The following is a 25221-nucleotide window of genomic DNA, read 5'->3' on the forward strand; positions in this document are numbered from 1 at the left end:
AAGATTCGCCGACCGATCAACCCCGGCCAGGGGCCTCACCCCTCACCGAGCCTCGGGTGCTGCCGACCCGCCGTGGTCGACACCGCGCCGGTCAGGGCGTCCGGCCACCCGGCCCGTGGGCGGAGGCCGGTGCCGCCGGGCCCTGTTCCGCGAGGTGGGCGTCCATCGTGGCGTTCAGGTCGGCCATGAACGCCTCGAACTGCTCCAGGAGTTGCGGCGGGTAGTGCGACATCGCGGAGTCGAGGCGGTGGGCGAGCGGGCCGAAGAACTCGTCCGCCCGTTCCTGGATGTGGGCGCCGCTGCGCAGGGTGACGACGCGCCGGTCGGAGTGTTCGCGGGCGCGGGTGATGTGCCCTGCCGCTTCGAGACGGTTCAGGAGCGCGGTGGTGGCTCCCGTGGACAGGGAGATCCGCTCGCTCAGCCGCGCCGGTGACAGGGGCGTGCCGCGCTCCTCGGCGGCGGCGATCTCCAGTACCGCGGTCGCGTCGGTGGAGTGCAGGCCCAGCCAGGCGGCGAAGCGCCGGCCGAGTTCGGTGTAGCGGCCGCCGTAGGTCCTCAGCGATTCCATCAGCCGCTCACGCTGCTCGGCGACGCCGTCGCGCATCGCTTCCTCCATGCAGACCCTCCACCGTTCCCTCGTACCGTGCGGTCCACACCGCAGCCCGCTTTGACAACCTACCGCCATCAATTTACCTTCATCATGGAATTACTTCACCATGGAGGTATCTGGCGTGCGTGACCCGTCCCCCACCCCTGACGAGACGACCGAGCCCTACCGGTGGCGGTGGCTGATCCTGGCGGTGATGATCGTCGCGGAGATCATGGACCTCCTGGACGCCTCGATCGTGAACGTCGCCGGGCCGGACCTGGAGGAATCCCTCGGTGCCGGTTCCGCCGGACTGCAGTGGGTGATCGGCGGCTACGCCCTCACCCTGGGCGCCGGCCTCGTCCTGGGCGGCCGGCTCGGCGACCGCTACGGTCGGCGCCGGATGTTCCTGATCGGCCTGGCGGCCTTCACCGCGAGCTCACTGCTGTGCGCGCTCGCGCCGAACACCGGGTCGCTGATCGCCTTCCGCCTGCTGCAGGGCACCGCCGGAGCGATGCTGCTGCCCCAGGGCCTGGGCCTCCTGCGGGAGAACTTCTCCGGACCCGAGCTCACCAGGGTCTTCGCGGTCTTCGGACCGGTCCTCGGCCTGGGCGGCATCATCGGCCCGGTCCTGGGCGGCTTCCTCATCGAGGGCGACTTCTTCGACCTGGGCTGGCGGTCGGTGTTCCTGATCAACCTGCCCATCGGAGCCGCGGCGCTGATCATCGCCTCGAAGTTCGTGCCCAGGAAGGCGGGCGACCGCACGGTACGGGTCGACGTGGCCGGCGCCGCGCTGGTGGCGGTGTCCTGCGCCCTGCTGGTGCTGCCGCTGAACCAGGGACAGGAGGACGGCTGGCCACTGTGGACGTGGCTGTGCATGGCCGCCTCGGTGACCGGGTTCGCCCTGTTCGCCGTCCAGCAGCGCCGAACCGCCGCCGCAGGCCGTGAACCGCTGGTGACCCCGGGCCTGTTGCGCAAGCCGGCCTTCACCGTCGGGCTCGGCGGCATCGCCCTGTTCTTCGGCGGACTGATCGGCACGCAGCTCGTGCTGACCCTGTTCCTCCAGATCGGCCGGCACTTCACCGCCGGTGAGGCAGGGCTCGGCAACCTGCCGCTCGCGGTGGGAACCGCGATCGGCGGAGCCGTCAGCGGCGCGTTCCTCGCGGACAGGATCGGCCGCCGAGTGCTGCAGATCGGCCCACTGGTCCAGTTGGTCGGCGCGGCCGTGCTGTGGTTCGAGCTCGACGGCCTCGACGCCGCCTCGTTCTCGATCCGGGACATCGTTCCCGGCGTGGCGGTGGCGGGCGTCGGCGCCGGCATGGTGATCGCCGCCCTGTTCGGCTTCATCCTGGCCGCGGTCGACGACGACGAGATCGGTTCCGCCTCCGGCGTCCTGTCGGCGGTCCAGGCGGTCGGTGGCTCCATCGGCGTCGCGGTCTTCGGTTCGGTGTTCTTCGCGCAGGCCGAGACCGGTGACTTCACCGCCGGTTTCCACCGCGCGCTGATCGTCCAGGCAGGTCTGCTGCTGGCGTTCCTCGCGATCACCTTCCTGCTGCCCAGGAAGGGCCGCCCCGAGGAGGAGCAGCACGGCGTCACGCCCGAGCCCGCAGCCGACGGCTCCGACCCACAGCAGCGTCTCACCGTCTGAAACCCGGCCGGGCGATCGCCGGGCTCCGCGGCGGACGGTGTTCAGCCGCGGAGCCCGGGGGTCATCTCCGGCACGTCGAGGTCGGCGCCACTGCCCGCGGACGACCCGGAACCGTCTGCCTCACGCTCGCCCCGCCCGTCCCCGAACGGCTCGTCGCTCCACCGGAACCAGGCCTCGTCGTCCTGGATGTGCAGCAGGAACTCGGCGACCGGGCCCGCGGGAGAGACCATCGACACGGTGCTCGTGATCTCCTCGTACGCGGCGTCGAAGGCCTCCCAGTCCTCCGCCTCGGACAGCGCGAGCGAACGGGCGAACAGCGGCTGGACGGCGGGGAACGCTTCCCCCGGCACGAAGCGCCCGTGCAGCCACGGGAAGTCGGCCTCCTCGATCACGATCTCGCCGACGATCTCGCCCGCGATCGCGCCCACCGACTCCTCCCGGCGTACCAAACGCCAGACCTGGCCCTCGAAACCCATCGCACACAGCCCTTGCTCACCCGTTGCCGTCCTCTTCTGCCAGGCAGCATGGCAGCCGGCACTGACAACCGGCCCGGAAGGCGATCACCACGTACACGGGAGACGATCTTCAGGGGCCTCGCGCGCCACTGGTCGGACCCACGCGCGAAGGGCCCGGCGGGGGTTCCGGCCGAACTACCGCCGAACTACCAGAGGGTGGCCGGACCCGAGAGGACCCAGCCGGCGTCGACAGGCTTGACCCGGAAGCTCAGTGACACCTCGATGATCCGCGCGCGGTAGAGGATCTCGACGTAGAAACCGGTGGCTTCGTAGCCCCAGTGGAAGTCTGCGAGTTCGAGTTCGCGGAGCCAGGACAGGTCCTGTTCCCACTGGTCGGCAGCAGGGGTGCCGCTCGCCTCGTCCTCATCGACACCGGCGTCGACCGAACCGTCCCACAGTGACCTGAGCACGTGCCGGACCGAGGCGTGGTCGACGAGCTGCACAGCCTCGGGGATCCTCCCGGCTCGGAGCAGGCTGAAGTAGTGACAGACGACCGCCTCGACGTCGGTCCTGGTGGGGCGCTCCGTCCAGATCTTCACCGTGGGATCCTAACTCGGCGTCTCGTCCCCGGTTTTGAGGGTCCTGATCTGTCAGTGCCTCCGGATAGGTTCCCGGACATGACCACCGAGAACACCATGACCGCCCCGGCCCGGACCGTCCCGTCCACCGTTACCCCCGCGCACGCCACCGGCAGCCGTACCCGCGGCTCCGCCGGTGCCGTCAAGGTCGTCCCCCTGTGGGCCGCGCCCTGGTCCCTCACCGCGCAGACCTCCCCGACCCGCTGAGGCACTCGACCCACCTGAGCCGCCCGCCCCGCTGAGGCACCGGCCGCACCCGTAGACCTACCGCGGTGCACAGCAACCGGGGCCGACCGGCCGACGGGCCGCCCCGCCTCGGCGGATCCCGGACGGCCGGGGATGCGCCAAGGCGGGGCCGACGTCTCAGTCAGCCAGCAGCGCGCACACGAAGTCCTCCTGGATGTCGCGGAGTTCGGCGAGCAGCTCCGGGGTGCCGGACTGGTTCACCTGCGAGGTGACCGAGAAGGCCAGCGAGCGGCTGCCGTCGGGGGTACCGACGGCCAGTTGGGTGTAGCCGGCCGTGTTTCCGGTGTGGCCGTACACCACGCCGCACCGGGTCGTGTAGCGGAAGATCGCCAGCCCGGCTTCGTTGCGGCCGGGCCCGGCGGGCTCGGAGGCGCCGTCGACGAAGGTGAGCTGCTGGCGGCGGACGGCCGGGCCGATCAACCGGCCTCCGGCGTAGCCGCCCATGAACCTCACCAGGTCGTCCGGCGTGGAGACGATCCCGCCGGAGGCCCAGGCTCCGGAGGCGCCGAACTGCGTGCTGACGTCCTCGGGCGCGGCGGGGGGCCGGACGGCGTAGCCGTGCAGGTACGGCCGGGGCAGGCGGTAGCCCTGCGGAAGGCTGGTCTGCCGCAGGTCGAGCGGACGGTAGACCACCGTGCGCAGCAGTTCCTCGTAGCGGCTGCCCGAGGCGGCCTCGGCCATCAGGGCGACCGCGATGTTGTCCGAGTTGGAGTACGCGTACTGCGAGCCCGGGGTGAACTCCAGTGGCTGGCCGGCGACGAAGTCGAGCAGGCAGCGGGATTCGAACACGTGGTGCGGGTCGGCCTGGATGATCGTGCGGAACTCCGACGAGGAGCTGTAGTCCGGCAGCCCGCTGGTGTGGTTGAGCAGCTGGCGCAACGTCACCGCGCCCCAGGCGGCGGGGAGCGCGGGCAGGCGCTCGGCGAGCGTGTCGTCCAGTCCGAGCAGACCGCGGTCGACCAGTCCGAGTGCCACCGCTCCGCTGAAGGCCTTGGCCGCACTGGCGATGCGCATGTGGTCGGTCGGCCGCGGCGGCCGGTCGCTCCCCACCTCGGCCACTCCGGCCCGCAGCGTCTCCCGGTGGGAACCGTGCCGGAGTACGGCGATGACCCCGGGCGGGCCGTCCGCCCGGGCGACCAGCTCGTCCAGACGTCGTTGCAGCCGGGCGTCGTCGTGCGCCTGGCCGGCCTGGGCGGGTGCTGGTGCCAGGCCGAGCACGGAGGCGGCCGCCAGCACGGCGAGCAGCGGGCGAAGGCGCGGACGTGTCAGCTGCATGGGGAGCTCCTGGGGGGCGGGGCCGGCGGGTGGGGCGGTAGGGGTACCGCCCGCCCCACCGCATCACCCGCCGCACCCCGGCCACCGCCGACCGGCCGCAGCCGTCACCTGGTCGGGGCAACACTCCCGCGACCGATCGGAGCAGCAGCCCCGGCCACCCCCGCCCAGGCGGTGAGGAGGGGCCACCGTGAAACGCCGCGCGTCCGCCGGCGCCCTTCCCCGTCGCCGTCGCCCGCGTCGCCCGCGTCGTTCGCGTTGCCCGCGTCGTCCACATCGCCCGCGTCGTCCGCGCCCGGCCCGCGGGCAAGGCCCCGTCCCGGGCCGGAGCGCAGATCGGCCACTCCGCGCGGCCCGTCGGCCTGCGGGGCCGCGGGCGACCTCCCCGCGCGTGACGTGACGGCCGTCCGGCGCCCGCACGCCGGGCCTGCACGGGCCTTCACCGTCGCAGGTCAGCCACACGGCGGGCGCGGTGGGCGGCGAGGTGGCTGAAACTGCCATGACATATGACCTGTGACATTGTTCTCACCTTCATTCGGTGACAGGATCCACGCCATCCCTCATTCGGCTTGACCCCACGTCAGGCTGCCCCCCCACTCAAGAAGGACTCGGCGTGCACCTGCGCATACGTCTCTCCACGCTCGCAGCCGGCGTCGTCGCCTGTTGCGCCACGGCCACCGCCGTGCTGCCGGCCCAGGCCTTCGCGGCACCTCCTGCCGTCACCGCCGGACCGGCCCCGACCGCCACGACCCCCGCCGCCAACACGCCCGCCACCACGCCCGCCGCCACGACCCCCGCCGCGATCGCGGCCGCGGCCGCCAGGCCCGCGGGCCTGTCCACCGCCGGCGCGACGACGGGGTCCGAGAACCTCGCCGCGCCCGCCGCCCCGCTGTCCCCGGCGCTGCTCAGCCAGACCCTGATGGGCGAGCCGGCCGCCACACCGAGCGCCCCCGTCCAGCCCAAGTCCCCGGCGGCGCGGGCCCAGTCGGGCGCGGCCGCGGAGGCCGCCGCGCAGACCTGCACCCCGGCCGACTTCGCCGGCCGTACCGGAGCCGACCTGGTCGCGTTCCTCAGGAGCTCGACCACCGACTGCGTCTCCGCGCTGTTCACCAACGGCGGCACCGACCCGACCATCTTCAAGCAGTCCCGGATGCTGACCGTCGCCGCGGCCTTCAAGGACCTGGCGGCCGCCTACACCGGCGACAACTCGACCGGCATCCTTCAGCTGGTGCTCTACCTGCGGGTGGGCTACTACATCCAGTCCTACTACCCCGACGCGGCCGGCCCGTACACCGGCGAGCTGACCGCCGCCGTCAAGGGCGGCCTGGACGCGTTCTTCGCCGGCGCCCGCTGGCACGACGTCTCCGAGAGCAACGGCGGCGTGCTCCTCGAAGTGCTGACACTCACCGACAGCGCCAACATCCAGGCCGACTACCTGGGCGTCTACAAGCGGGTGCTGGACGACTACAACAACTCCTACAACGCCATCCCGAAGATGGTCAGCGCGGTCAACTCCGTGCTGAGGTTCCCGCTCTGGCGGGGCAACGCGAACCCGAACTTCGTCAACGCGGTCGGCGCCGACCCGAGCCTCGTCACCTCCCTCGCCAACTTCGCGATCAACCACAAGGACCTGCTCAGCGGGCCCAACGCCGTCCTCGACACCAACGCGGGCAACGACCTGGGCCGGATGGCCGGGAGCAGCCCCACCGTCGAGGCCGTGGCCAAGCCGCTGGTCAAGCAGGTGCTGAACGCCGCGCCGCTCCTCACGGCCGACGCGTCGCTGTACGTGCACACGGCCTTCCAGGCCACCGTCTACGACAACAACCAGTGCTCGTACTACGACATCTGCAACCTGCCCGCCAAGCTCACCTCGGTGGTCCTGCCGAACCAGCTGGTCTGCGACAACCGCACCATCCAGGCCCAGGCGCTGTCGGCCGCCGAACTGGCCGCCGTCTGCACCAGCCTGCGCAACGAGGACGCGTTCTTCCACAACGTGGTCAAGGACAACGGACCGATCCCGAACCAGTACAACAAGACCGTCACCCTCGGGATCTTCGCCAACAAGACCGACTACACCACGTACTCGTGGGCGATCTTCGGCAACTCGACCGACAACGGCGGCCAGACCGTCATGGACCCGACCGACCCGAACAACCGGGCCGCGAACGTGATGTACCAGAAGGCCTGGAACAACAGTGACACCGCCCGGGTGTGGAACCTCAACCACGAGTACACCCACTACCTCGACGGCATCTACGACATGAAGGGCAACTTCACCACCCAGACGTCCGTCCCGGACATCTGGTGGGTCGAGGGCCTCGCCGAGTACGTCTCCTACAGCTACCGCGCCACCACCGACACCGACGCGATGGCCCAGGCCGCCCTGCACACCTACAAGCTGAGCACCGTCTTCCAGAACACCTACGGCAACTCGGACACCACCCGGGTCTACCCGTGGGGCTACCTGGCCGTCCGGTACATGCTGGAGAAGCACCCGGCCGACGTCCAGAAGATGCTGGGCCGCTTCCGTACCGGTGACTACACCGGTGGCTACGCGGTCTACAACAGCCTCGGCACCTCCTACGACGCCGACTTCGACGCCTGGCTCACCGCCTGCGCCGCCGGCGCCTGCTACGCCGCCGGCCCGACCGCCCTGTTCGACACCTCGGTGAACGGCGCGACCGTCAGCGTGAGCGAGCGGTCCGTGCAGACCGGCCCGGGCCAGATCACCTCCTGGCGCTGGACGTTCGGCGACGGAACCTCCTCGGACGAGCGCAACCCGAGCCACACCTACGCGGCGGCCGGCACCTACACCGTCGCCCTGACCACCACCGACAGCACCGGCCGGACCGCCACCACCCCGGCCTCGGTCACCGTGACCGCCGCCCCGGTCGCCCTGCCGAACTGCACCGAGCAGCGCACCGACGCGATGGGCAGGAACTGCTCGCGGACCGGCCGCGCCGCGACCGCCGGAAACACCGACTACCTGTACGTCTACCTGCCGGCCGGCACCACCACGCTGAAGGTCACCACCTCCGGCGGCACCGGCACCGCGCACCTGTACTACAACCCGGGCACCTGGGCCTCGCCGAGCGCCTTCACCGCCTCCTCCACCGGCACCGGCACCACCCAGTCCGTCACCATCACCAACCCCACCGCGGGTTACCGCTACCTCAGCCTGTACGCCGTCACCGACTTCAGCGGCGTCACGGTCAGCACCCAGTTCTGACCCCCCGACCCGCCGAAGCGCATCGGGGCCGACCCGGACGGCGGATCGAGCGGCAGTCGCACCACCGCACCCGGTGAGTCGACCGGGCCGCGACCAGTCCACACAGGCGCTCGGCCGGGGCCTCCCGGCCGAGCGTCCTGCGTTTGCGGGTGCCGGTTCGGCGGCTGCGGCCACCGGGTCGCCAGCTCCCAGCGCCGCAGCGACGGCTACTTGACCGAGCCCGCGGTCAGCCCGGACACCACCTGCCGCTCGATGAAGGCGAAGAGCACCACGACCGGCACGATCGCGAGGACCGACCCCGCGAACAGGTAGTTCCACTGCACGGTGTAGTTGCCGACGAAGCTGTTGATGCCGACCGTCAACGGCTGACTGCCGGGCACCGTCGAGAGGGTCAGGCCCATGACGAACTCGTTCCAGGCCGAGATGAAGGTGAAGATCACCGCCGTGACCACGCCCGGCATGGCCAGTGGAAGCACCACGCGGCGCAGCGCACCGAGCCGGCCGAGGCCGTCGATCATGGCGGCCTCCTCCAACTCGACCGGTATGGAGGAGATGTAGGCGGTGAGGATCCAGATCGCGAAGGCCAGGTTGAAGGCGGCGTTGCAGATGATCAGCGTCCACACCGAGTTGAGCATGCCGAGCCGGTAGAACTGGCGGTAGAGGCCGACCAGGAGCGAGGTCGGCTGGAACATCTGCGTGACGAGCACGAGCAGCAGGAAGAGCTTTCGGCCCCGGTACCGGATCCGGGCGGTGTAGTACGCGGCCGGCAGGGCGACCAGCAGGGCCAGCAGGGTGGACCCGGCCGCGACCAGCAGCGTGACCTTGAGGTTGTCCCCGAGGGTCGAGTCGCGCCAGACGTTCACGAAGTTCGACCAGGCGAAGTGCCGCGGCAGGTAGGTGGCGTCCCGGAGTTCGTCGGCGGGGCGCAGCGCCGTGAGGACCATCGCCGCGTAGGGGAGCAGGAAGAGCGCTGCCAGCAGCCAGGCGACCGTCGCGACGACGAGGGTGCGCGGCTTCGTCCGGCGCGCGGCCCGGCCGCCGGGCCCGGTGCGCGCGGGGACGGCCGGGCCGCCGGGTGCCGCGGCGCTGCGGGCCTGCCGCCGGACGGGGTTCGCGAGCGGGGCCATCAGCCCTCCTCCTTGTTCCAGCGGCTGACCTTGAGGAAGACCAGCACCAGCAGCACCACCAGGGCGAAGTTGACGACGGACATCGCGGCGGACTCGCCGATGTCGGTGCTCTTCAGCTGGTACATGAACACGGTGGTGGTGGACGTGGCGCTGTCCGGACCGCCCTGGGTCATGCCCCAGATGACGGGGAAGGAGTTGAAGACGTTGATCAGGTTGATCACGACGCCGACCAGGAAGGCCGGCCGGAGCAGCGGCAGGGTGATCCTCAGGTAGCTCTGCAGCGTGGAGGCGCCGTCCATCCTGGCGGCCTCGTACACCTCGTCGGGAATGGTCTGCAGTCCGGCGAGCAGGGTGTAGGTGGTGAAGGGGAGCGAGACGAAGACCGCGACGAAGATCATCCAGGGCCAGGCCGTCGCGGGATCGCCGAGCCAGTCCTCGGGGCCGTCGACGAGGCCGAGGTCGGTCATCGCGGTGTTGAGCACGCCGGCGGTCCGGTTGAGCATCCACTTGAAGCCGATGGCGGTCATCAGGACGGAGGCGGCCCACGGCGCGATCAGGGCCCAGCGGGTGAACCGCCGTCCGGGGAACCGCTGGCCGAAGAGCTGGGCCAGGCCGAGCGCGATCAGCATGGTCAGGCCGACCACGGCGCAGGTCCAGACGACCGTGGCGAGCAGGACGTGGCCGAGGTCGGGCTCGTCGAGGAGCTTGCGGTACTTGTCCAGGCCCGCGGAGCCCCGGACGAAGCCGCTGGTGCTGATCCGCAGGAAGGAGGTGCGGATCATCTCGTAGACGGGCCAGAGGACCACGAACAGGATAAGGAGGACGGCCGGGGCGATCCACGGCAGCGGTCCGAGCCTGTGCAGGCGCGGGCCCCGGGCGGCCTTCGGGGAGGGGCGGTCGAGGGGCACGGTGGGCGCCTTCCGGAGCGTGGGCGGGTGTCCCGGCGCCGATGGGGGGCGGCGCCGGGACGGCACGGTGCGGTCACTTGTTCGCGACGGCGGCCTGCGCCTTCTTCTGGAGGTCCCCGAGCACCTTGGCGGGGTCGCCGGCGACGGCGCTGCCGATGCCCTTCTTCAGCTCGGCGGAGACGGCATCCCAACTGGTGTCGCCGAGGGGGTAGAAGGAGGCCTGCGGGAGGAGGGTGAAGAACGGTTCGAGGTCCTTGTGCTTGCCGCTGACCGTCATCTCCCGCAGGGTGTCCTTGGTGACCGGCATGAGGTTGTAGGTCTCGTCGAACCTGAGCGTGTTGTCCTTCGCGTACACGAAGTCGAGGAACTGCTTGATCTGGTCGCGGTGGCCGTTCGCCTTGAAGGCCATCGACCAGTCCGCCACACCGAGGGTGGAGGCGAGGGGTCCCGCCTTGCCGGGGATCGGCGCGACGCCGTAGTCGACCTTGCCGTCCTCGGACATCCGGATCAGCGAGGGATGGCCGTTGAGCATGGCCGCCTTGCCGGCCGCGAAGTCGGCGAACGCGGTCTTTCGGTCCGTGGTCGCGGGATTGGCGTAGGTCAGGCCGGGGTCGACGACGTTGGACTTCAGCCAGCCGAAGGTGTCGATGTTGGCCTGGCTGTCGATGGCGTACTTCCCGCCCTTGTCGGTGGGGCCTCCGCCGTTCCCGAGCTCCCAGATCATGCTCTCGCCCTGGGCCTCCTCGGGGCCGAGGGGGAGGGCGTAGGGGGTGATGCCGGGCAGCTTCGCCTTGATCAGCTCGGCGTCCCGGCGGACCTCGTCCCAGGTGGTGGGCGGTCCGGTGATGCCGGCCTGCTGGAAGAGGGCCTTGTTGTAGAAGAGGGCGCGGGCCGAGGAGACGAACGGGATGCCGTACTGGACGCCGTTGACCTCGCCGGCCTTGGCGAAGCTCTCGATGAGGTTGGCCCTGGTCTCGCCCGAGAGGACGTCCTCGGCCTTGTAGAGGAGGTCGTCGGCGACCTTGTCCGCGTAGCCGCCGGTCTGCAGGACGTCCGGGATGTTGCCGCTCTGGATCATCGTCTTGACCTGCTTGTCGATGTCGTTCCAGTTCACCACCTGGACGTCGACCGAGATGTCCGGGTGGGCCGCCGTGAACGCCGTGGCGACGCCGTCCCAGTAGGTCTTCGAACTGTTGGAGGCCTTGTCGCCGTAGTCGGCGGCGACGAGCTTGAGGGTGACCTTCCCGTCCGTCGAAGGTCCCCCGCTGCCGCACGCCGTGAGAGCGAGGGAAGTGACCACGCACACCGCAGCAAGACCGAGCACTCGTCCGTTCACCGCACCAACCGCCTTCGCGCTGTCGGGCCCGGGTCCGGGTCGGGGTCCGGGCCTGGGTGGAGAGCGGCAGCGGCCTTCGGACTCCCCGGGCAGCGCGCCGGTGATTCTCGGGGCGCTTCGACCCGATCATGTTCACCGATGCTTGCATTGAGAGGGTTTCGAGCAGATCCGAAAGACATCTGCCGCGTCGCGAAAGTATTCACGAGCAACGCCCGTTGGTCCAGGTCCTGTTACCGGACCGTTGTCTGTCGATGCTCCGTCAGTCAGGCAACCCTGCGCGGGTGTTCACCTCCACCCGGCGCCCGGAGGCGCCGACCGGCAGCGGCGAACCCGGACGATGGTCGAGCACAGCGGGTCCGGCGCCGTCACCTCCGACCGTGCGGGGTGCATCCAGGGGCTTGTTTCTAGCATGCACACATCATGATAGCCCCCGGAACACACGCGGGTACCCCCTTCGACATGTTGACTACTGCTCAAAATGGCGCCACTCTGGCCATCATCGAGCATCCATGGCGGAGGACGGTGCTCGATTCGCGTCACGGATGACCGAGCGCGGCGCCCCGGCTCTCCCAGGTCTCCCGTCCGCAGGAGGCACCGTGCGCGGGCCCCGGCAAACCGCGTCCGCACCCGGGCGGCGTTCCGCCCGGTGCCCGGCAACCCGTCCGCCTTCGTCGCCGCACCGATCCCGCACCGATCCCGCACCGGAGTCCGAAAGACCGAGTCCGCCCGAAAGGCCCATCCAGGGAGGCGTCCACGCATGCGTTCCACTCCTCGTCCTGTTCCCCGGTCCGGCAGCCCCGGCCTCAGCCGTGCGGCAGCCCTGGTGTCACTCCTGCTCGTGGCCTCGCTGCTCGCCGTACTCGGCCCCGCCGGCGCCGCGCACGCCGCAACTGCGGGCAACGTCACGGGAGTCAGCCGCTCCGGTGACACCTTCACCGTCACCGCCTCCGGCGGAGCCGCCGCCCGGGTGACGGTCGCCAGGGCCGACATCTTCCGGATCTGGCTGTCACCGGACGGCACGTTCGGCAACGATCCCGCCGGCACCGACCTCGCCGTCAACACCGGCTTCGGCACGGTCGGTGCGAGCCTGACCGATGCCGGGTCCTACTGGCGGATCGGCACCTCCGCCATCAGCCTGCGGATCAACAAGTCACCGCTCACCTTCGCGCTCTACAAGGCCGACAACTCCACCCTGGTGTGGGCCGAGTCGCAACCGACCAGCTGGACCGGAACGCAGACCACCCAGCACCTCGGCCGCGGCGGCGACGAGCAGTTCTACGGCACCGGCCTGCACCTCGGCGAGTGGGCCCTGCGCGGCAGGACCGTCCCGATCTCCGTGTCCAACACCTGGACCGAGAACAGCAACGCCAGCCCGGCCCCGTTCTACATGTCGACCAACGGCTACGGGGTCATGCGCAACACCTGGGCGCCCGGCTCGTACGACTTCGGCGCGCCGACCGCGCTGACCCACAACGAGAAGCGCTTCGACGCCTGGTACTTCGCCGGCGGCTCGCTCAAGGACGTGCTGGACGGGTACACCGACGTCACGGGCAAACCGTTCCTCGCACCGATCTGGGGCCTGGAGCTCGGCAACGCCGACTGCTTCAACGCCTCCAACCCCGCCTACACGGGCGACCACAACCGGCTGCGCCACCAGACCACGCCCGACGTGGCCGGGTACGCGGCCGACGCCCGCGCGGCCGACATGCCGTCCGGCTGGCTCCTGCCCAACGACGGCTACGGCTGCGGGTACACCGGCCTGCCGGGCACCGTGGCCGACCTGAAGAGCAAGGGCTTCAACACCGGGCTGTGGACGTCCACCGGCCTCGGCGACATCAACTGGGAGATCGGAACGGCCGGTTCACGTGCCGTGAAGACCGATGTGGCGTGGATCGGCGGCGGCTACAAGAGCGCCTTCGCCGGGGTCCGCCAGGCGGTCGCCGGCATCGAGGACAACTCCGACGCGCGGCGCTTCGTCTGGACCCTGGACGGCTGGGCCGGCACCCAGCGCAACGCGGTGGTCTGGACCGGCGACACCAGCGGGACGTGGGACGCCATGCGCTGGCACGTCCCCTCGATCGCCGGTGCGGGCCTGTCCGGTCTCAACTACGCCTCCGGCGACATCGACGGCATCTTCGGCGGCAGCCCTAAGACGTACGTCCGCGACCTCCAGTGGAAGGCCCTCACCCCCGCCTTCATGACGATGTCCGGGTGGGGCGCCACCAATCCGTCGGCGGGCTACAACGACAAGCAGCCGTGGCGGTTCCCCGACCCGTACCTGTCGATCAACCGCAAGTACCTCCAGCTCAAGATGCGGCTGATGCCGTACCTCTACACGATGAGCAAGGTCGCCAACGACACCGGCGTCCCCTCGACGCGGGCGATGGTCCTGGAGTACCCGGACGACCCGGTCGCACGCGGGAACCTGACGAGCGGTCAGTTCATGGCGGGTGACTCCTTCCTGGTCGCACCGGTGGTCAGCGACACGTCGACCAGGGACGGCATCTACCTGCCGGAGGGCAGCTGGACGGACTACTGGACCGGCCGGGTCTACACCGGACCGGGCTGGCTCGACGGCTACTCCGCGCCGCTCGACACCCTGCCGCTGTTCGTCAAGTCCGGTGGCATCGTGCCGATGTGGCCGCAGATGAACTACACCGGGGAGAAGCCCCTCGGCACCCTCACCTACGACGTCTACCCGCGCGGCAACTCCTCCTTCGACCTCTACGAGGACGACGGCACCACCCGCGCCTACCAGTCCGGCGCCTACGCCCGCCAGCAGGTCGACGTCACCGCTCCGGCCTCCGGCACCGGCGACGTCACCCTGTCGGTCGGCGCCCCCACCGGCAGCTACACCGGCAAACCCGCCTCGCGCGGCTACGAGTTCACCGTCCACAGCGCCGAGGCACCCGCGTCCGTCAAGGTCGGCGCCACCACGCTCGCCGCGCTGAGCAGCAAGGCCGCCTACGACGGCGCGAGCACCGGTTGGTACTTCGACCCTGCGGACCGGTCCGGAGTGCTGTGGATCAAGACGGGCAGCACCGGTGGGGCGTTCACCGTCACCGCCGCCGGCATCACCGTCCCCGCCGGCACCCCGGTAACGGCGAGCGCGCCGATCCCGCAGACCGGCTGGAAGCTCGCGTACACCGACAGCCAGGAGACCGCCGGCGAGAACGGCGGCGCGGCCAACGCCTTCGACGGCAGCGCCGGCACCATCTGGCACAGCAAGTACACGAGCGCCTCGGCTCCGCTGCCGCACGAGATCCAGATCGACCTCGGCGCCCGCTACGGCGTCGACTCGGCGACCTACCTGCCCCGCCAGGACGGCGGCGTCAACGGCCGGATCGGCCGGTACGAGATCTACGTCTCCGACTCCACCACGTCCTGGGGCACGCCGGTGGCCACCGGGACGTTCGCGGACACCGCCGCCGCGAAGAAGGTCGCGTTCGCGGCGAAACCGGGCCGGTACCTGCGGCTGAGGGCACTCACCGAAGCCGGCAACCGCGGCCCGTGGACCAGCGCCGCGGAGATCACCGCCACCGGGAACCCCTCCCCCTAGGGTCCGTCTGCCGTGATGAGGCACCAGCTCCCGGGCTGGTGCCTCATCACGTGTCGTGACTGGTGCGGGCCCGGTGTCGGCGCGGGCTCCGGCCTTCAGGAGGACGTCAGGACATGGCGGTCGCGGCTCGCGCCGAAGGCCGCGACGGTCTGCGCGACGAGCACGGCGAGCAGCACGGAGACCGGCAGCGACCACCCCCCGCTCGCGGAGTGCAGCAGACCGAGACCGAGCGGGCCGAGGCAGGCGATGAGGTAGCCGACCCCCTGGGCCATCGTCGAGAGCCGGCCGGTGTGGTGCGCGTCGGGCGAGCGGGCGACGATGTAGCCGAGGGCGAGACCGACGGCGAGGCCCTGGCCCAGTCCGAGGGCGGTCATCCAGAGATAGGCGCCCGACACGGGGGACGTGAGCAGGCCGACGAAGCCGGTCGCGCACAGCAGGGCGGCCGCCAGGGGTGCGGCGAAGGCCGGGCGCAGGCGCTGCTGCAGCCAGGGTGCCGCGAAGGATGCGGCCATGCCGGGGAAGCTGGAGAAGGAGAGCATCCATCCGGCCTGGCCGTCGCTCATGCCGTGGTCCTGCAGAAGCGTCGGCAGCCAGGAGAGGATCGCGTAGTAGCCGAGGGACTGCAGACCCATGTACAGGGTCACCGCCCAGGCGGTCCGGTCGCGCCACAGCGCCCTGAGTGTGGGTGCGGGTGCAGGCGCGGGTGCGGGTGCGGCAGTAGCGGCTTCTCCTTGTTCCACCGGCTCCGGTCGCCGGCGGTTCGGGGAACGCCGGTCCGGCACGAGCAGTTCGGGAAGCCAGGCGAGGGCGGCGACGAGGGACGGGACCGCCCACAGTGCGAGCACCTGCCGCCAGCCCCAGCCGGTGGCCGACTCCAGCGGGACGACCATGCCCGCGGCGAGCGCGGCTCCGCCGGACAGGGCCAGGGAGTAGCAGCCGAGCATCAGCCCGGCGCGGCCGGCGAAGTCGTGTTTGATGAGCTGCGGCATGAGGACGTTGCCGACCGCGATCGCCGCACCGGCGATCAGGGTGCCGCCGAACAGGGCGAGCACGCCCGGGACCGAGCGCAGCACGATGCCGCCGGTCAGCGCGAGCAGCGCGTACCACAGCAGGTGGTGGGGCCCGAAGCGGCGGGTGAGCCGGGGCGCGAGGAACGCGAACGCCCCGAAGCAGACGACCGGCACCGTCGAGAGGACTCCGCCGCCGAACGAGGAGAGGTGTTCGTCGTGCTCGACCTCCGTGAGTACGGGGGACAGGGACGCGACGGCGATGCGCAGGTTCAGCGCGGCCAGGCTGAACGCGACGGCGGCTTGTAGGGTGCGCGCCCCGGCCGGTCCGGGAGGGGATGGCTGCCGGGACGCCGACGGGCGGGCCGCTGGGGCCTGATGGGTCACTGGGCTGGTCATGCCGTCCACTCTCGGGCGGAGCCGCGGCGGCGGGCTACCGATAGGATGCCAATCCATGACGGAAACCCGCCATCTTGATCGCGCGGAACGCGGCCGCATCGTCCTGGCACACGGGCAGCGGCTGCCCACCCATGCCCACGACCGCGGCCACCTGGTCTATCCGGCCACCGGCGTGCTGTCCGTGACCACCGCCAGGGGTACCTGGATCGCTCCGCCGACCCGGGTGGCGTGGACTCCCGCGGCCTTCGAGCACCACCACACCGCGCACGGCAACGCGGACATGCGGATCCTGTTCCTGTTCGACGCACTCGCCACCCGGCTGCCCGCGCATCCCGCCGTGCTCACCGTCTCCGGGCTCGCCCGCGAAGCCCTGCTCGCCCTCACGGCCGAGGAGCCGGACACCGGCGGGCGGACGCCGGAGGCGGTCGACCGGCTGCACGCGGTCGTCGTCGACGAGCTCACCGCGGCGCCCGAGCAGCCGCTGCACCTGCCCGAGCCGGCCGACGACCGGCTCCGGGCGCTGACCGGCATCCTCTACGCCGACCCTGCCAATCAGCAGACTCTCGCCGAGCTCGGTGCGCGCGTCGGGGCGAGTGAGCGTACGCTCAGCCGGCTCTTCGGGCAGGACCTCCGGATGAGTTTCCATCAGTGGCGCACTCAGCTCCGCGTCCACCACGCGCTCACCCGGCTCGCCGCGGGGAAGTCCGTCACCGACACCGCCCTCGCCTGCGGCTGGGCCAATCCGACGAGCTTCATCGAAGCGTTCGCCGCTCTCGTCGGCGAGACCCCCGGCCGCTACCGCAACCATCAACTCCCCACCGAGGAGAGCTAGGTCCGGCCCGGCCGGGGCTCGGACAGATAAGAACCACGGGACCCAACCCTGCTCCCTGGTCGCCCTGTTCGGCGCCGTGGTGACCCTCCTCCGGCTGCACCGGCGCCCGATCGACGAGCAGCCGACCGCAAAGCCCGGGAAGCCCGCGAAGGCGCCGGGCGCGACCTTCCACGCCCCCCGGGGCTCCCCGCGCCCCCGCTTCACTGCAACGGCGCAGGCCGGCTCGTGGCCCACCGATGCACGAGAACCCGGCCGAGGAACGGCGGAGGCGGGTCGGCCCGGCCGGGGGATCCACTCAGACGACAGCACGTGCCCGACCGATGACTACGTGTCACGCTCAATGGGTAGTTCACGAACAGTCGATGACGAGGAGACACCGGATGAACAGCACGTCCCCGCGCACGGGGCTCCGACTCGCGGCCGCCGCCCTGACGGTCGCCGCCGTGGCCGCCTCCGCACCCGCCGCCTCCGCGAGTGCAGGTCAGGCCGCCACCGCCACCGCGAGCGCCGACCAGGCCGCCTCCGCCTGCGCCCCCTCGGCCACCTACCACCTGCAGGCGCAGAACATCTACGGCGACTGGGAGCGCGCCGCCGAGGTCGACACCTCGATCAACGCCTGCGCCTTCACCCCCGCCAACGAATGGAGGTTCGACGTCGTCCAGGCCGCGCCGAACCGCGGCTACGGCCTCGCCGGCTGGAAGGTCCGCGCCTGGTTCCAGAACCAGGACCAGACGCCCGACTACCGCACCGTCGTCCTCAAGATCCGCGTCGACCACTGCTACGCCAGCGGCAAGTGCGCGAACGACCTCGCCGCGTTCGACGTGAAGTACCGGCTCTTCCGCGACGGCTACACCCGACAGGTCATCACCGACACCTCCACCGAGGTGATCGGCGACCCCCGCGGCTGGCGCATCGACCCCCGCTCATGATCCCCGGACTCCCGGAACGAGGAATCGAGGCAACGATGCGCGCAGGCCGCCACACCCCCGACCGCCACGCACCCGGCCGCCACCACCCCGGCCGCCGGCCCCGGCTCCGGCCTCGGCTCCGCAGCGCGGTGACGGCCGTCGCCACGGCCCTGCTGACGCTGGCCGCCGCCACGGCCGCCGTCCCCGCCCACGCGGATGACACCGGTGACGCCTCCGCGCGCCGGGACTACGTCCTGCTGGCCCCCGCCCACGTCCCGCTGACCGAGCCCGGCCACGAGCTGCCCCTCGACCAGCTCCTCGGACGCATCCGCGCGATGGAGCCCGGGCCCCGCGAGAACCACGCCCCCCGTGCCGCCAGGCGCTCGGGCCAGGACGAGCTGCCCTCCTACGAGTGCCGCGAACAGGACGCGGCCTTTCACGACCAGGGCTACGGCAAGTCGCGGTTCGTCAGCTGCCAGGCCTTCCACCTCCACCCCACCCACGTCGCGTGCTGGTGGATCTTCTGCTCCGTCACCGGCAGCGCGGACGCCGAGATGACCGACATCCAGTACGGCCACAACGCCCGACGCGAGGTCGACGTCGTCCAGGTCCTCGACAACTGGCGCCTCGAGGGCGACATCGCCGAAGTACCGCTCAGCCTCAACGTCACCTGCACCGCCCGGCCCGGCTTCGGCCCCTGCGTCGTCGACAGCGGCTTCGGCGGCCCCTACGTCCAGCCCATCGGACTGTGGGCCGCGGAGGGCTCCGTCACCAGCCGCTACTACTCCTTCCGCCAGGACCCCGCCGGCGGCCTCGGCACCGCCCTGATCAGCTACGCCGACCTCGCCGCACACGTCTCGGTCATCGGCGAGGGCGCGGCCAACCCCTACGACGGCCCCAACAGCGGAATCCGCTGCGACTCCGCGCCGTACCTCATCACCACCGCCGCCGGCGACGGCTGCGTCTTCCCCTGGGTCACCGAGACCCTGCACATCCACCGCTCCGACCACCCGGAGTCCGCGGACCACATCGTCACCGCCCAGTACCACCCGGACCAGACCGTCCCCGACGCCCCGGGCAAGCAGATCCCCGGCGCCCCCGGCGCCGCGCCGCTGCACCGGGTCGCCGACCAGGCCGCCATCGACGCCCACCGCACCGTCGCCGTCGCCGCCTGTCAGAAGTACTTCCCCGACTACGCCCACGAGGGCCTGGACTGCGACGAGTACCCCTTCGCGTCCACCCTCGAAGGCGCCGACGACAACCTGAAGAACTACAGCGTCGAACCCATCCACGACTGGGACAACCGCGGCTCCGGGGGCAGGCTCAGCGCCTTCTACCAGAACCGGCGCATCCTCGGCAGTGATCTCACCAACGATCCCTTCCACGTCCAGGTCGATCCCTGACCCGCCCGGTGGACCCGGCGGCCGGACAGCCGCCCGCCGCACCGGTCGCCGAACTGGCCACCGAAGTGCGCGCCGAACACCATCTCTTCCACCTCGTCGACACCGCCGCCGCACCCAGCGGCGACCCCGACGACCGACCGCCCACCCCGCACCGCGACCAGCTCGCGACCACCGCGGCCGGCACCGTCACCTTCAACAGCGCGCTGTCCGACCACTACCCCCACGTCACCCTCCAGCACTGGGCCGCACCGCCCGCGCCCCCACCCGGGCACTGGCCCCGCCGGATCCGGCTCAGCGTCGACCTCGAGGGCGGCCGCCTCACCCTCGCCTCCGGGGTCTCCCACCTCCCGACCGGCACGGCCCTGCGCCTCCCACCCGGCCGCTACACCCTCACCGCCTACCGCAGCGCCCTCCACCCCACCCGCGACGCCCTCCCCCACCGGGCCGAGCACTGGCTGCTGCAGCTGTGGCCCCGCTGACAGCCGCAGCCATCCCCGCAGGCCACCGGACGGTCCGAACCACCGACCTGTCGCCCCTCGTCCAACCCCTCCGGCCCCTCCGGCCGGTGACCGGGCGGCGTCGCTCCCGGCTTCGCGGGGTGGCTCAGCGCCTCCACGAAGTCGGGAGCCAATCGGCAACCTTCCCTTCGATCAGCAGGCAATTATCTGAACAGACCGTGAAATGCGAGGCCCTGGGCCGCATTTGGGTGTAGAGTCTGAAGCACAGAAGGTGATCTGAGGGGTTGGCGTCACAGTGGCGCCAACGGATCACCCATCGACTGGGGGAGCATCATGACCTACCATCTCGAAGTTGCGCGGGCGACCATCGACGAGCGTCTGCGGGAGGCCGAGAACAACCGCATCATGCGCGCGCTGCGGCTCAAGAACCGCGCCGAGCGCACCGCCCGGCGCGCCCACCGGGCCCTGGCGAGCCTGACCGGCCCGACCGTGTGAGCGCATCCGGCAGCGCACCCCGCTGCCGGATGCGATGATCACCGGGCACGTCGGTCCAGCGGCGCGGAGGGCATGACGGACGGCCGCTTCACCGGCCCCGGGGTCAAGGTGTACGAGTTCGCCGACGAGGTACTCGTCCGCTGCCCGCAGTGCGGGGGTTGCGCTCTCATCCTCGCGCGGCTCGGCGAGTGCGAGCACCGCCGGTTCAGGGACCGGGAGTTCACCCGTCGGCGACTGCGGTGCGGCGGCTGCGGGTTCGCCACGGACGAGTTCCAGAGCTGCCGAGCCTTCGGCAGGCCGGTCGACCCGCACTTCCGACTGCCGCTCCGGCTGGCCGCGGAGTGTCGTGGCGGCAAGCAGCTGTGGGCGTACAACCTCGCCCATCTCGACCTGCTGGAGGGCTACATCGCCGCCGGACTGCGTGAGCGTGCCGCAGTCCCCGGCTCGATGAGCCTGGTGGAGCGACTACCCGCCTGGGTGAAGTCGGCCAAGCACCGAGACGAGCTCCTGCGGACGATCCGGAGGCTGCACGCCTCGGTGCCGCAGGACCGGCAGCCCGACAAGCCGGTCGCCGCCGCCTCCCCGGTGGCGCGGTCCGTACCGCACTCGGATTCCTAGACCGGACGGTCGAACTCCCCTGGTGGACGGTCGAGATCACCGTCGCAGGACACCGAGCGCCCACCGTCGGCGCGACACCCTGGAGAGCACCGCAGCACGGGCGACGAACGATCGTCACCCGTGCTGCCCCGTCAGTGGCCGACTCCCCGTTCGATAGGGTCGGCGACCGCGTCCGGTCGGGAGACGCGACTGGCGCCTGTCGCGCGGCGTCCGGCCACCCGCGCCCAACCGTGCAGCACCCCCACACCCTGAGGCCACACACCTCAGACCACAGGTCACGATGAGGCGTCGCATGCAACATCTTGGCTGTTTATGTTGACAGTTGCGCAATATGAGGCCCGATACTGCATATCATTGCAGATCCGCTCTCCCGTAGTGCGCACCTGCCGATCCCCCACCACGCCGCAGCGGCCACACCCCCCGAGCCGCCGAGCCGTCCACGGGGAGCTTCACGCCGGGGCGACCCCCGGGCGTCACCGCACCCGGCACCGCTCCGACTTCGGTGCTGCAGGCCTCCCGTAGGGCGAGCCCGCCCCCACCTCCGGTGCGGCTCGCGCGGCCCCGCACCCACCACCCGACGCCGCCCCTCGCGAAGGACACCCCCATGAGCAGACCCTCCACCCCTCGCCGCGCACTCGCGGCACTCGCCGCACTCGGTGCCTTCACCGGCGTCGCGTCGTGCGGATCCGCGGGCACCGAGGGGGCACCGCCGACGATCCTCACGTTCTGGGGTTGGGCGCCCGGGTACCAGGAGGCGACCACGCAGTTCAACACCACCCATCCCCGCGTCCGCGTCGAGTTCCGGAGGATCACGCCGGGCAGTCAGGGCGGCTACGCCGCCATCCAGTCCGCCGTCAAGGGCGGCACCGCGCCGTGCCTGATCCAGATGGGCTACGAGTCCCTGCCGAGCTTCGTCGCCGAAGGAGCGCTCCAGCCGATCGGACAGAGCGTCATCAACGAACGGGTCCAGTACAGCGAGCCCGCCTGGCAGCAGACCAGCGTGGCCGGGGAGGTCTACGGGTTCCCCGTCGACCTCGGCCCGATGGCCCTCTACTACCGCCGGGACGTCTACGCCCGGTACGGCCTGAAGCCCCAGGCCACCTGGCAGGACTTCGCGGCGGACGCCGCGCGCCTGCGGCAGGCCGCTCCGGAGCGCCACCTGACGCTGTTCACACCCGACGACCCCTGGTGGTTCGCCGCTCTCACCGCCCAGGCGAACGGAAGCTGGTTCGACGTCAAGGGGCGTACGTGGAGGGTGAACACCACCGACCCGAACAGCTCCAAGGTCACCGCCTACTGGCAGGCGCTGCTCGACAAGGGCCTGGTCAAGACCGAGAAGGCGTACAGCGACGGCCTGTTCACCGGCCTGCAGAACGGGACGATCGCCGCCGTACCGGCACCCGCCTGGTTCTCGGGCCTGCTCGCCCAGAAGGCGGCGGGAGCCGCGGGCCAGTGGGCGGTGGCACCCATGCCCCGGTGGAACGCGGGCGACGCCTCCGCGGGCTTCGACGGAGGGTCCGCCACCGCGCTCGTCAAGGGCTGCAGTGCCGCTGGGGCCGCGCTGGAGTTCGCCGACTGGCTCGGCAGCGACCGCAAGTCCCTGGAGATCCTGGTGGACAAGGCCGGCATCTACCCTGCGGCGATCGCCGCGGACTCCCTTCCCGCGCTGAACCGGCCGGACCCGTACTTCGGCAACCAGGTGATCTTCGACGTCTTCCGCAACGCCGCCCGGAACGGCACCAACTGGACCTGGGGGCCGGTGATGACCGAGACCTCCGCAGTCCTGAGCAGCGAACTCACCAAGGCCGTGGCCGAGCGCACGCCGCTGCGCACAGCCCTGCAGACCGCACGTGACCGCACCGTCGAGGCCATGCGGGGCAAGGGAATCGACACCGCCGCCGACTGACCTCGGCCGCGCCCGGACGGACTCCGACCGGTCAGACTCCGGCCGGAGCGGGAAAACCCCGGCGGCCATGCACCACCACGGGCTCGTGGTGGTGCATGGCCGCCAGGTCGATGCTTGCGGTCGACGCACCGGGCACCAGACAGGGCCGTCGCTCAGCGGCGCTGCCGCTGGTAGCGCCCGGGCGCAGGCGCTGCCTCGATCAGCCGGTCCCGTCCGCAGCCAGCATCCGGAAGTCGTACTCGCGCGGCAGGGGAAGAGCGGAGCCGGCGTCAGCGCCCGCGCCGCCCGCCGCCCGCTGGTACGCGAACCAGAGTTCGTGCAGGCAGCCCTCTCCCTCGCGCACGTCGGCCAGTTCGATGCCCTCGTGCAGCAGCCGGCCGCAGCGCTCCGCGTCGCCGGAGTCGAGTGCGGCGCGCGCCTCGGCCCAGCGGACCCGGCCCGGCGAGCGCTGGGCCCCGGGCAGGGCCGCGATCAACGACAGGACTTCCTGCGGCGCCCCGGCGCGCAGCAGGACCGCGGCGCTCTCCAGGACCAGCGGCAGCAGGGCGGGCTCCAGCCGGAGGGCCTCGCGGTAGGCCCGGGCCGCCTCGGTGAGGTCGCCGGCGCGGTCGGCGAGGACGCCGAGGTTGCGCCAGGCCCAGGCGGTGGGCCGGCTCCCGATCGAGCGCTGCCAGCTCTCGCGGGCCTCCTCCGGGTCTGCGGCGTAGGCGCGCAGGACGCCGAGGTGCAGCAGGGCGAGCCAGCCGTCCGCGTTCCTGAGCGGCTTCTCCCAGGCGGGGTCGACCTGGTAGGACGCGGGTGCCTGCTCCGGTTCGGCCGGGGTGAGGCGCCCGTGTTCCAGGAGTTCCAGCCACGGCTCCTGTTCGGGGCCGAGCGTCGCGTCGGGGAACGGGGTGCCGGACGGCGTGAAGGGGGGTTCGCCGGCCCGGGCGCGCCGATGGCGTTCGAGGGCTCCCCAGCCGGAGCCGGTCGACAGGAGCTCGACCGGCTCCTGGTCCACCCATGCTGCGGAGGAGGCGAGTTCGGCGTCCAGCACGCTCTGCGGGACGAGCGCGTCGACGCCCGCGCGGGCTGCCTCGCGGGCCGCGGCCCAGTCCTCGCCGTGGACGGCGGTCGGGTCCGCCGCCAGGAGTCCGTAGGCCTCGACCCAGGACCAGCGGGCGCCGGCGGGCATCGGCACGTGTTCGAGCTGGGTCCGGGCCAGTCCGGCCTGGATCTCCAGGTAGGCGTTCCCGGGCTCGGACAGCCAGTCCTGCCAGTGTCCGCCTCCCTCGCCCTGCCCCCAGAGGAACAGCTTGCGGCCGCGCAGCCGGTCCGTCGACGCCTGGACCAGGCCCCGGCCGCCCGCGTCGAGGGCGGCGATCCAGCGCCTGCTGCCGTCGGGGACGTCGAAGAAGTAGTCGGCGGCGTCCCGGGACTGCGTGGTGCGGGTCAGGTCCCGGCCGTCGGGGGCGGGCAGGGCGACGTGGCGGACCCGGCGGTCGTAGGAGAACTGCCACGCGGCGTCCGCGGGGGCGAGCACCCGGACGTCGGGCGCCTCCGGCACGGCGATGTTCGACCACCAGTACATCGGCACCGTGGTGTCGCGCGGGTTGGTGATCCGGACGTGGACGAGCAGCACCTGCGAGTCGTCCGGCAGGTAGGCGTCGATCTGGAAGACCACGCCGCGGATCCGCTCGTACTCCCACATCCGGAGCACCGGGGTGCCGTCCGGGCGCAGCACACGGGCGGCGTGCAGGGGCTCGCAGGTGGTGGGCGCGTGGCCGATCGTGCCGATGTTCCACTCCACGCCGCCGGCCAGCCAGGCGTTGCGCAGTGCGAGGTTCGCGGGCTGGAACACCGGGTTGCGGAAGAGCAGTTCGCGCCCGGTCGGCTTGTGGACCAGTGACCAGAGCCGGCCGCCGGCGCCGAGCAGGAAGGTGGCGCGCAGGGTGGCGTTCTCCAGTACCGCGGCCGGGTGGTCGGCGGGCGCGCGCTCCCGGGTGTAGCCGTCCTGCACCAGGTACGGCATGACGGAGGGCACCCGGCCGTAGCCGATGTTGTGCCGCATCTCGTCGTCGGCCTGGCTCGCGTCGGCGACCTCGTGCAGGTCGGCGCCGGCGAAGAGCGGCGGGAGGGGGTTGACGGGGCCGACCGGGGCGGTCGGCAGGGTCAGCGTGGTCAGCCGGAGCTCACTCATCTGTCGTCTGCC

Annotated in this window: 20 protein-coding genes; 11 read left to right on the plus strand and 9 right to left on the minus strand. The window is 71.5% G+C overall.

Annotation, left to right across the window (positions count from 1 at the left end; translation table 11 throughout):
• Positions 1–91: 91 nt before the first annotated feature.
• Positions 92–616 (minus strand): MarR family winged helix-turn-helix transcriptional regulator, encoded by a 525-nt coding sequence (locus tag ACFVVX_RS20220; RefSeq protein ID WP_387947382.1) that lies wholly within the window; start codon positions 614–616, stop codon positions 92–94.
• A gap of 115 nt (positions 617–731) precedes the next feature.
• Between ACFVVX_RS20220 and ACFVVX_RS20225 the strand changes: the two genes are divergently transcribed.
• Positions 732–2234 carry an MFS transporter gene (locus ACFVVX_RS20225; RefSeq protein ID WP_387947384.1) on the plus strand — a complete coding sequence of 501 codons (1503 nt, stop codon included), beginning with the start codon at positions 732–734 and terminating at the stop codon, positions 2232–2234.
• 41 nt (positions 2235–2275) lie between these two features.
• Here the strand turns inward: ACFVVX_RS20225 and ACFVVX_RS20230 are convergent, their stop codons facing one another.
• On the minus strand, positions 2276–2710 hold the full coding sequence (locus ACFVVX_RS20230; RefSeq protein ID WP_387947386.1) for a hypothetical protein: 435 nt from the start codon (positions 2708–2710) through the stop codon (positions 2276–2278).
• A gap of 185 nt (positions 2711–2895) precedes the next feature.
• Complete coding sequence (locus tag ACFVVX_RS20235; RefSeq protein ID WP_387947388.1) at positions 2896–3288, minus strand: hypothetical protein; 393 nt, start codon at positions 3286–3288, stop codon at positions 2896–2898.
• Between the two features lie 78 nt (positions 3289–3366).
• Here ACFVVX_RS20235 and ACFVVX_RS20240 point away from each other — a divergent pair, with 78 nt between their 5' ends.
• Positions 3367–3534: a hypothetical protein gene (locus ACFVVX_RS20240; protein WP_387947390.1), complete on the plus strand. Its 168-nt coding sequence runs from the start codon at positions 3367–3369 to the stop codon at positions 3532–3534.
• A 156-nt stretch (positions 3535–3690) separates the two neighbouring features.
• Here ACFVVX_RS20240 and ACFVVX_RS20245 read toward each other — a convergent pair whose 3' ends face one another.
• A complete protein-coding gene (locus ACFVVX_RS20245) occupies positions 3691–4848 on the minus strand; it encodes a serine hydrolase domain-containing protein (RefSeq protein WP_387947392.1) in 1158 nt (385 codons plus the stop codon).
• 610 nt (positions 4849–5458) lie between these two features.
• Between ACFVVX_RS20245 and ACFVVX_RS20250 the strand changes: the two genes are divergently transcribed.
• A complete protein-coding gene (locus ACFVVX_RS20250) occupies positions 5459–8074 on the plus strand; it encodes a collagenase (RefSeq protein ID WP_387947394.1) in 2616 nt (871 codons plus the stop codon).
• Between the two features lie 206 nt (positions 8075–8280).
• Here the strand turns inward: ACFVVX_RS20250 and ACFVVX_RS20255 are convergent, their stop codons facing one another.
• The 3 genes from ACFVVX_RS20255 to ACFVVX_RS20265 all read right to left on the minus strand — a co-directional run bounded on the left by ACFVVX_RS20255 (position 8281) and on the right by ACFVVX_RS20265 (position 11445).
• A complete protein-coding gene (locus tag ACFVVX_RS20255; protein WP_387947396.1) occupies positions 8281–9201 on the minus strand; it encodes a carbohydrate ABC transporter permease in 921 nt (306 codons plus the stop codon).
• Positions 9201–10109, minus strand: a complete 909-nt coding sequence (locus ACFVVX_RS20260) for a carbohydrate ABC transporter permease (protein ID WP_387947398.1) — start codon at positions 10107–10109, stop codon at positions 9201–9203. The genes ACFVVX_RS20255 and ACFVVX_RS20260 overlap by 1 nt, the downstream gene beginning before the upstream one ends.
• A gap of 73 nt (positions 10110–10182) precedes the next feature.
• The gene (locus ACFVVX_RS20265) at positions 10183–11445 is read right to left on the minus strand and encodes an extracellular solute-binding protein (RefSeq protein WP_387947400.1); all 1263 of its coding nucleotides are present in this window, start codon (positions 11443–11445) and stop codon (positions 10183–10185) included.
• 823 nt (positions 11446–12268) lie between these two features.
• Here ACFVVX_RS20265 and ACFVVX_RS20270 point away from each other — a divergent pair.
• Entirely contained in the window at positions 12269–15004 is a 2736-nt protein-coding gene (locus ACFVVX_RS20270) for a TIM-barrel domain-containing protein (RefSeq protein ID WP_387947402.1), read from the plus strand.
• 95 nt (positions 15005–15099) lie between these two features.
• On the opposite strand, the gene ACFVVX_RS20275 is transcribed toward ACFVVX_RS20270, so the two are convergent.
• The gene (locus ACFVVX_RS20275; protein ID WP_387947404.1) at positions 15100–16410 is read right to left on the minus strand and encodes a CynX/NimT family MFS transporter; all 1311 of its coding nucleotides are present in this window, start codon (positions 16408–16410) and stop codon (positions 15100–15102) included.
• Positions 16411–16465: 55 nt separating this feature from the next.
• Here ACFVVX_RS20275 and ACFVVX_RS20280 point away from each other — a divergent pair, with 55 nt between their 5' ends.
• The 7 genes from ACFVVX_RS20280 (at position 16466) to ACFVVX_RS20310 (ending at position 23030) form a co-directional block, all read left to right on the plus strand.
• Positions 16466–17242, plus strand: a complete 777-nt coding sequence (locus tag ACFVVX_RS20280; RefSeq protein WP_387947406.1) for an AraC family transcriptional regulator — start codon at positions 16466–16468, stop codon at positions 17240–17242.
• A gap of 380 nt (positions 17243–17622) precedes the next feature.
• On the plus strand, positions 17623–18171 hold the full coding sequence (locus tag ACFVVX_RS20285; protein WP_387947408.1) for a hypothetical protein: 549 nt from the start codon (positions 17623–17625) through the stop codon (positions 18169–18171).
• A 35-nt stretch (positions 18172–18206) separates the two neighbouring features.
• On the plus strand, positions 18207–19553 hold the full coding sequence (locus ACFVVX_RS20290) for a NucA/NucB deoxyribonuclease domain-containing protein (RefSeq protein ID WP_387947410.1): 1347 nt from the start codon (positions 18207–18209) through the stop codon (positions 19551–19553).
• Positions 19554–19561: 8 nt separating this feature from the next.
• Entirely contained in the window at positions 19562–20032 is a 471-nt protein-coding gene (locus ACFVVX_RS20295; protein WP_387947412.1) for a hypothetical protein, read from the plus strand.
• Positions 20033–20344: 312 nt separating this feature from the next.
• The gene (locus ACFVVX_RS20300) at positions 20345–20506 is read left to right on the plus strand and encodes a hypothetical protein (protein ID WP_387947414.1); all 162 of its coding nucleotides are present in this window, start codon (positions 20345–20347) and stop codon (positions 20504–20506) included.
• A 72-nt stretch (positions 20507–20578) separates the two neighbouring features.
• Positions 20579–21124: a hypothetical protein gene (locus tag ACFVVX_RS20305; RefSeq protein WP_387947416.1), complete on the plus strand. Its 546-nt coding sequence runs from the start codon at positions 20579–20581 to the stop codon at positions 21122–21124.
• Between the two features lie 604 nt (positions 21125–21728).
• A complete protein-coding gene (locus ACFVVX_RS20310; RefSeq protein WP_387947418.1) occupies positions 21729–23030 on the plus strand; it encodes an ABC transporter substrate-binding protein in 1302 nt (433 codons plus the stop codon).
• Positions 23031–23229: 199 nt separating this feature from the next.
• Here ACFVVX_RS20310 and ACFVVX_RS20315 read toward each other — a convergent pair whose 3' ends face one another.
• Complete coding sequence (locus ACFVVX_RS20315; protein WP_387947420.1) at positions 23230–25209, minus strand: DUF5107 domain-containing protein; 1980 nt, start codon at positions 25207–25209, stop codon at positions 23230–23232.
• Positions 25210–25221: the final 12 nt, after the last annotated feature.

It is taken from the genome of Kitasatospora sp. NPDC058170, assembly GCF_042883905.1.
Lineage (GTDB): Bacteria > Actinomycetota > Actinomycetes > Streptomycetales > Streptomycetaceae > Kitasatospora.

Excerpts from the sequence above, each read along its gene's own strand:
- ACFVVX_RS20220 (WP_387947382.1), bottom strand. The coding sequence starts at position 616 with ATGGAGGAAGCGATGCGCGACGGCGTCGCCGAGCAGCGTGAGCGGCTG.
- ACFVVX_RS20230 (WP_387947386.1), bottom strand. The coding sequence starts at position 2,710 with ATGGGTTTCGAGGGCCAGGTCTGGCGTTTGGTACGCCGGGAGGAGTCG.
- ACFVVX_RS20240 (WP_387947390.1), top strand. The coding sequence starts at position 3,367 with ATGACCACCGAGAACACCATGACCGCCCCGGCCCGGACCGTCCCGTCC.
- ACFVVX_RS20245 (WP_387947392.1), bottom strand. The coding sequence starts at position 4,848 with ATGCAGCTGACACGTCCGCGCCTTCGCCCGCTGCTCGCCGTGCTGGCG.
- ACFVVX_RS20255 (WP_387947396.1), bottom strand. The coding sequence starts at position 9,201 with ATGGCCCCGCTCGCGAACCCCGTCCGGCGGCAGGCCCGCAGCGCCGCG.
- ACFVVX_RS20275 (WP_387947404.1), bottom strand. The coding sequence starts at position 16,410 with ATGACCAGCCCAGTGACCCATCAGGCCCCAGCGGCCCGCCCGTCGGCG.
- ACFVVX_RS20280 (WP_387947406.1), top strand. The coding sequence starts at position 16,466 with ATGACGGAAACCCGCCATCTTGATCGCGCGGAACGCGGCCGCATCGTC.
- ACFVVX_RS20285 (WP_387947408.1), top strand. The coding sequence starts at position 17,623 with ATGAACAGCACGTCCCCGCGCACGGGGCTCCGACTCGCGGCCGCCGCC.
- ACFVVX_RS20290 (WP_387947410.1), top strand. The coding sequence starts at position 18,207 with ATGCGCGCAGGCCGCCACACCCCCGACCGCCACGCACCCGGCCGCCAC.
- ACFVVX_RS20300 (WP_387947414.1), top strand. The coding sequence starts at position 20,345 with ATGACCTACCATCTCGAAGTTGCGCGGGCGACCATCGACGAGCGTCTG.
- ACFVVX_RS20305 (WP_387947416.1), top strand. The coding sequence starts at position 20,579 with ATGACGGACGGCCGCTTCACCGGCCCCGGGGTCAAGGTGTACGAGTTC.
- ACFVVX_RS20310 (WP_387947418.1), top strand. The coding sequence starts at position 21,729 with ATGAGCAGACCCTCCACCCCTCGCCGCGCACTCGCGGCACTCGCCGCA.
- ACFVVX_RS20315 (WP_387947420.1), bottom strand. The coding sequence starts at position 25,209 with ATGAGTGAGCTCCGGCTGACCACGCTGACCCTGCCGACCGCCCCGGTC.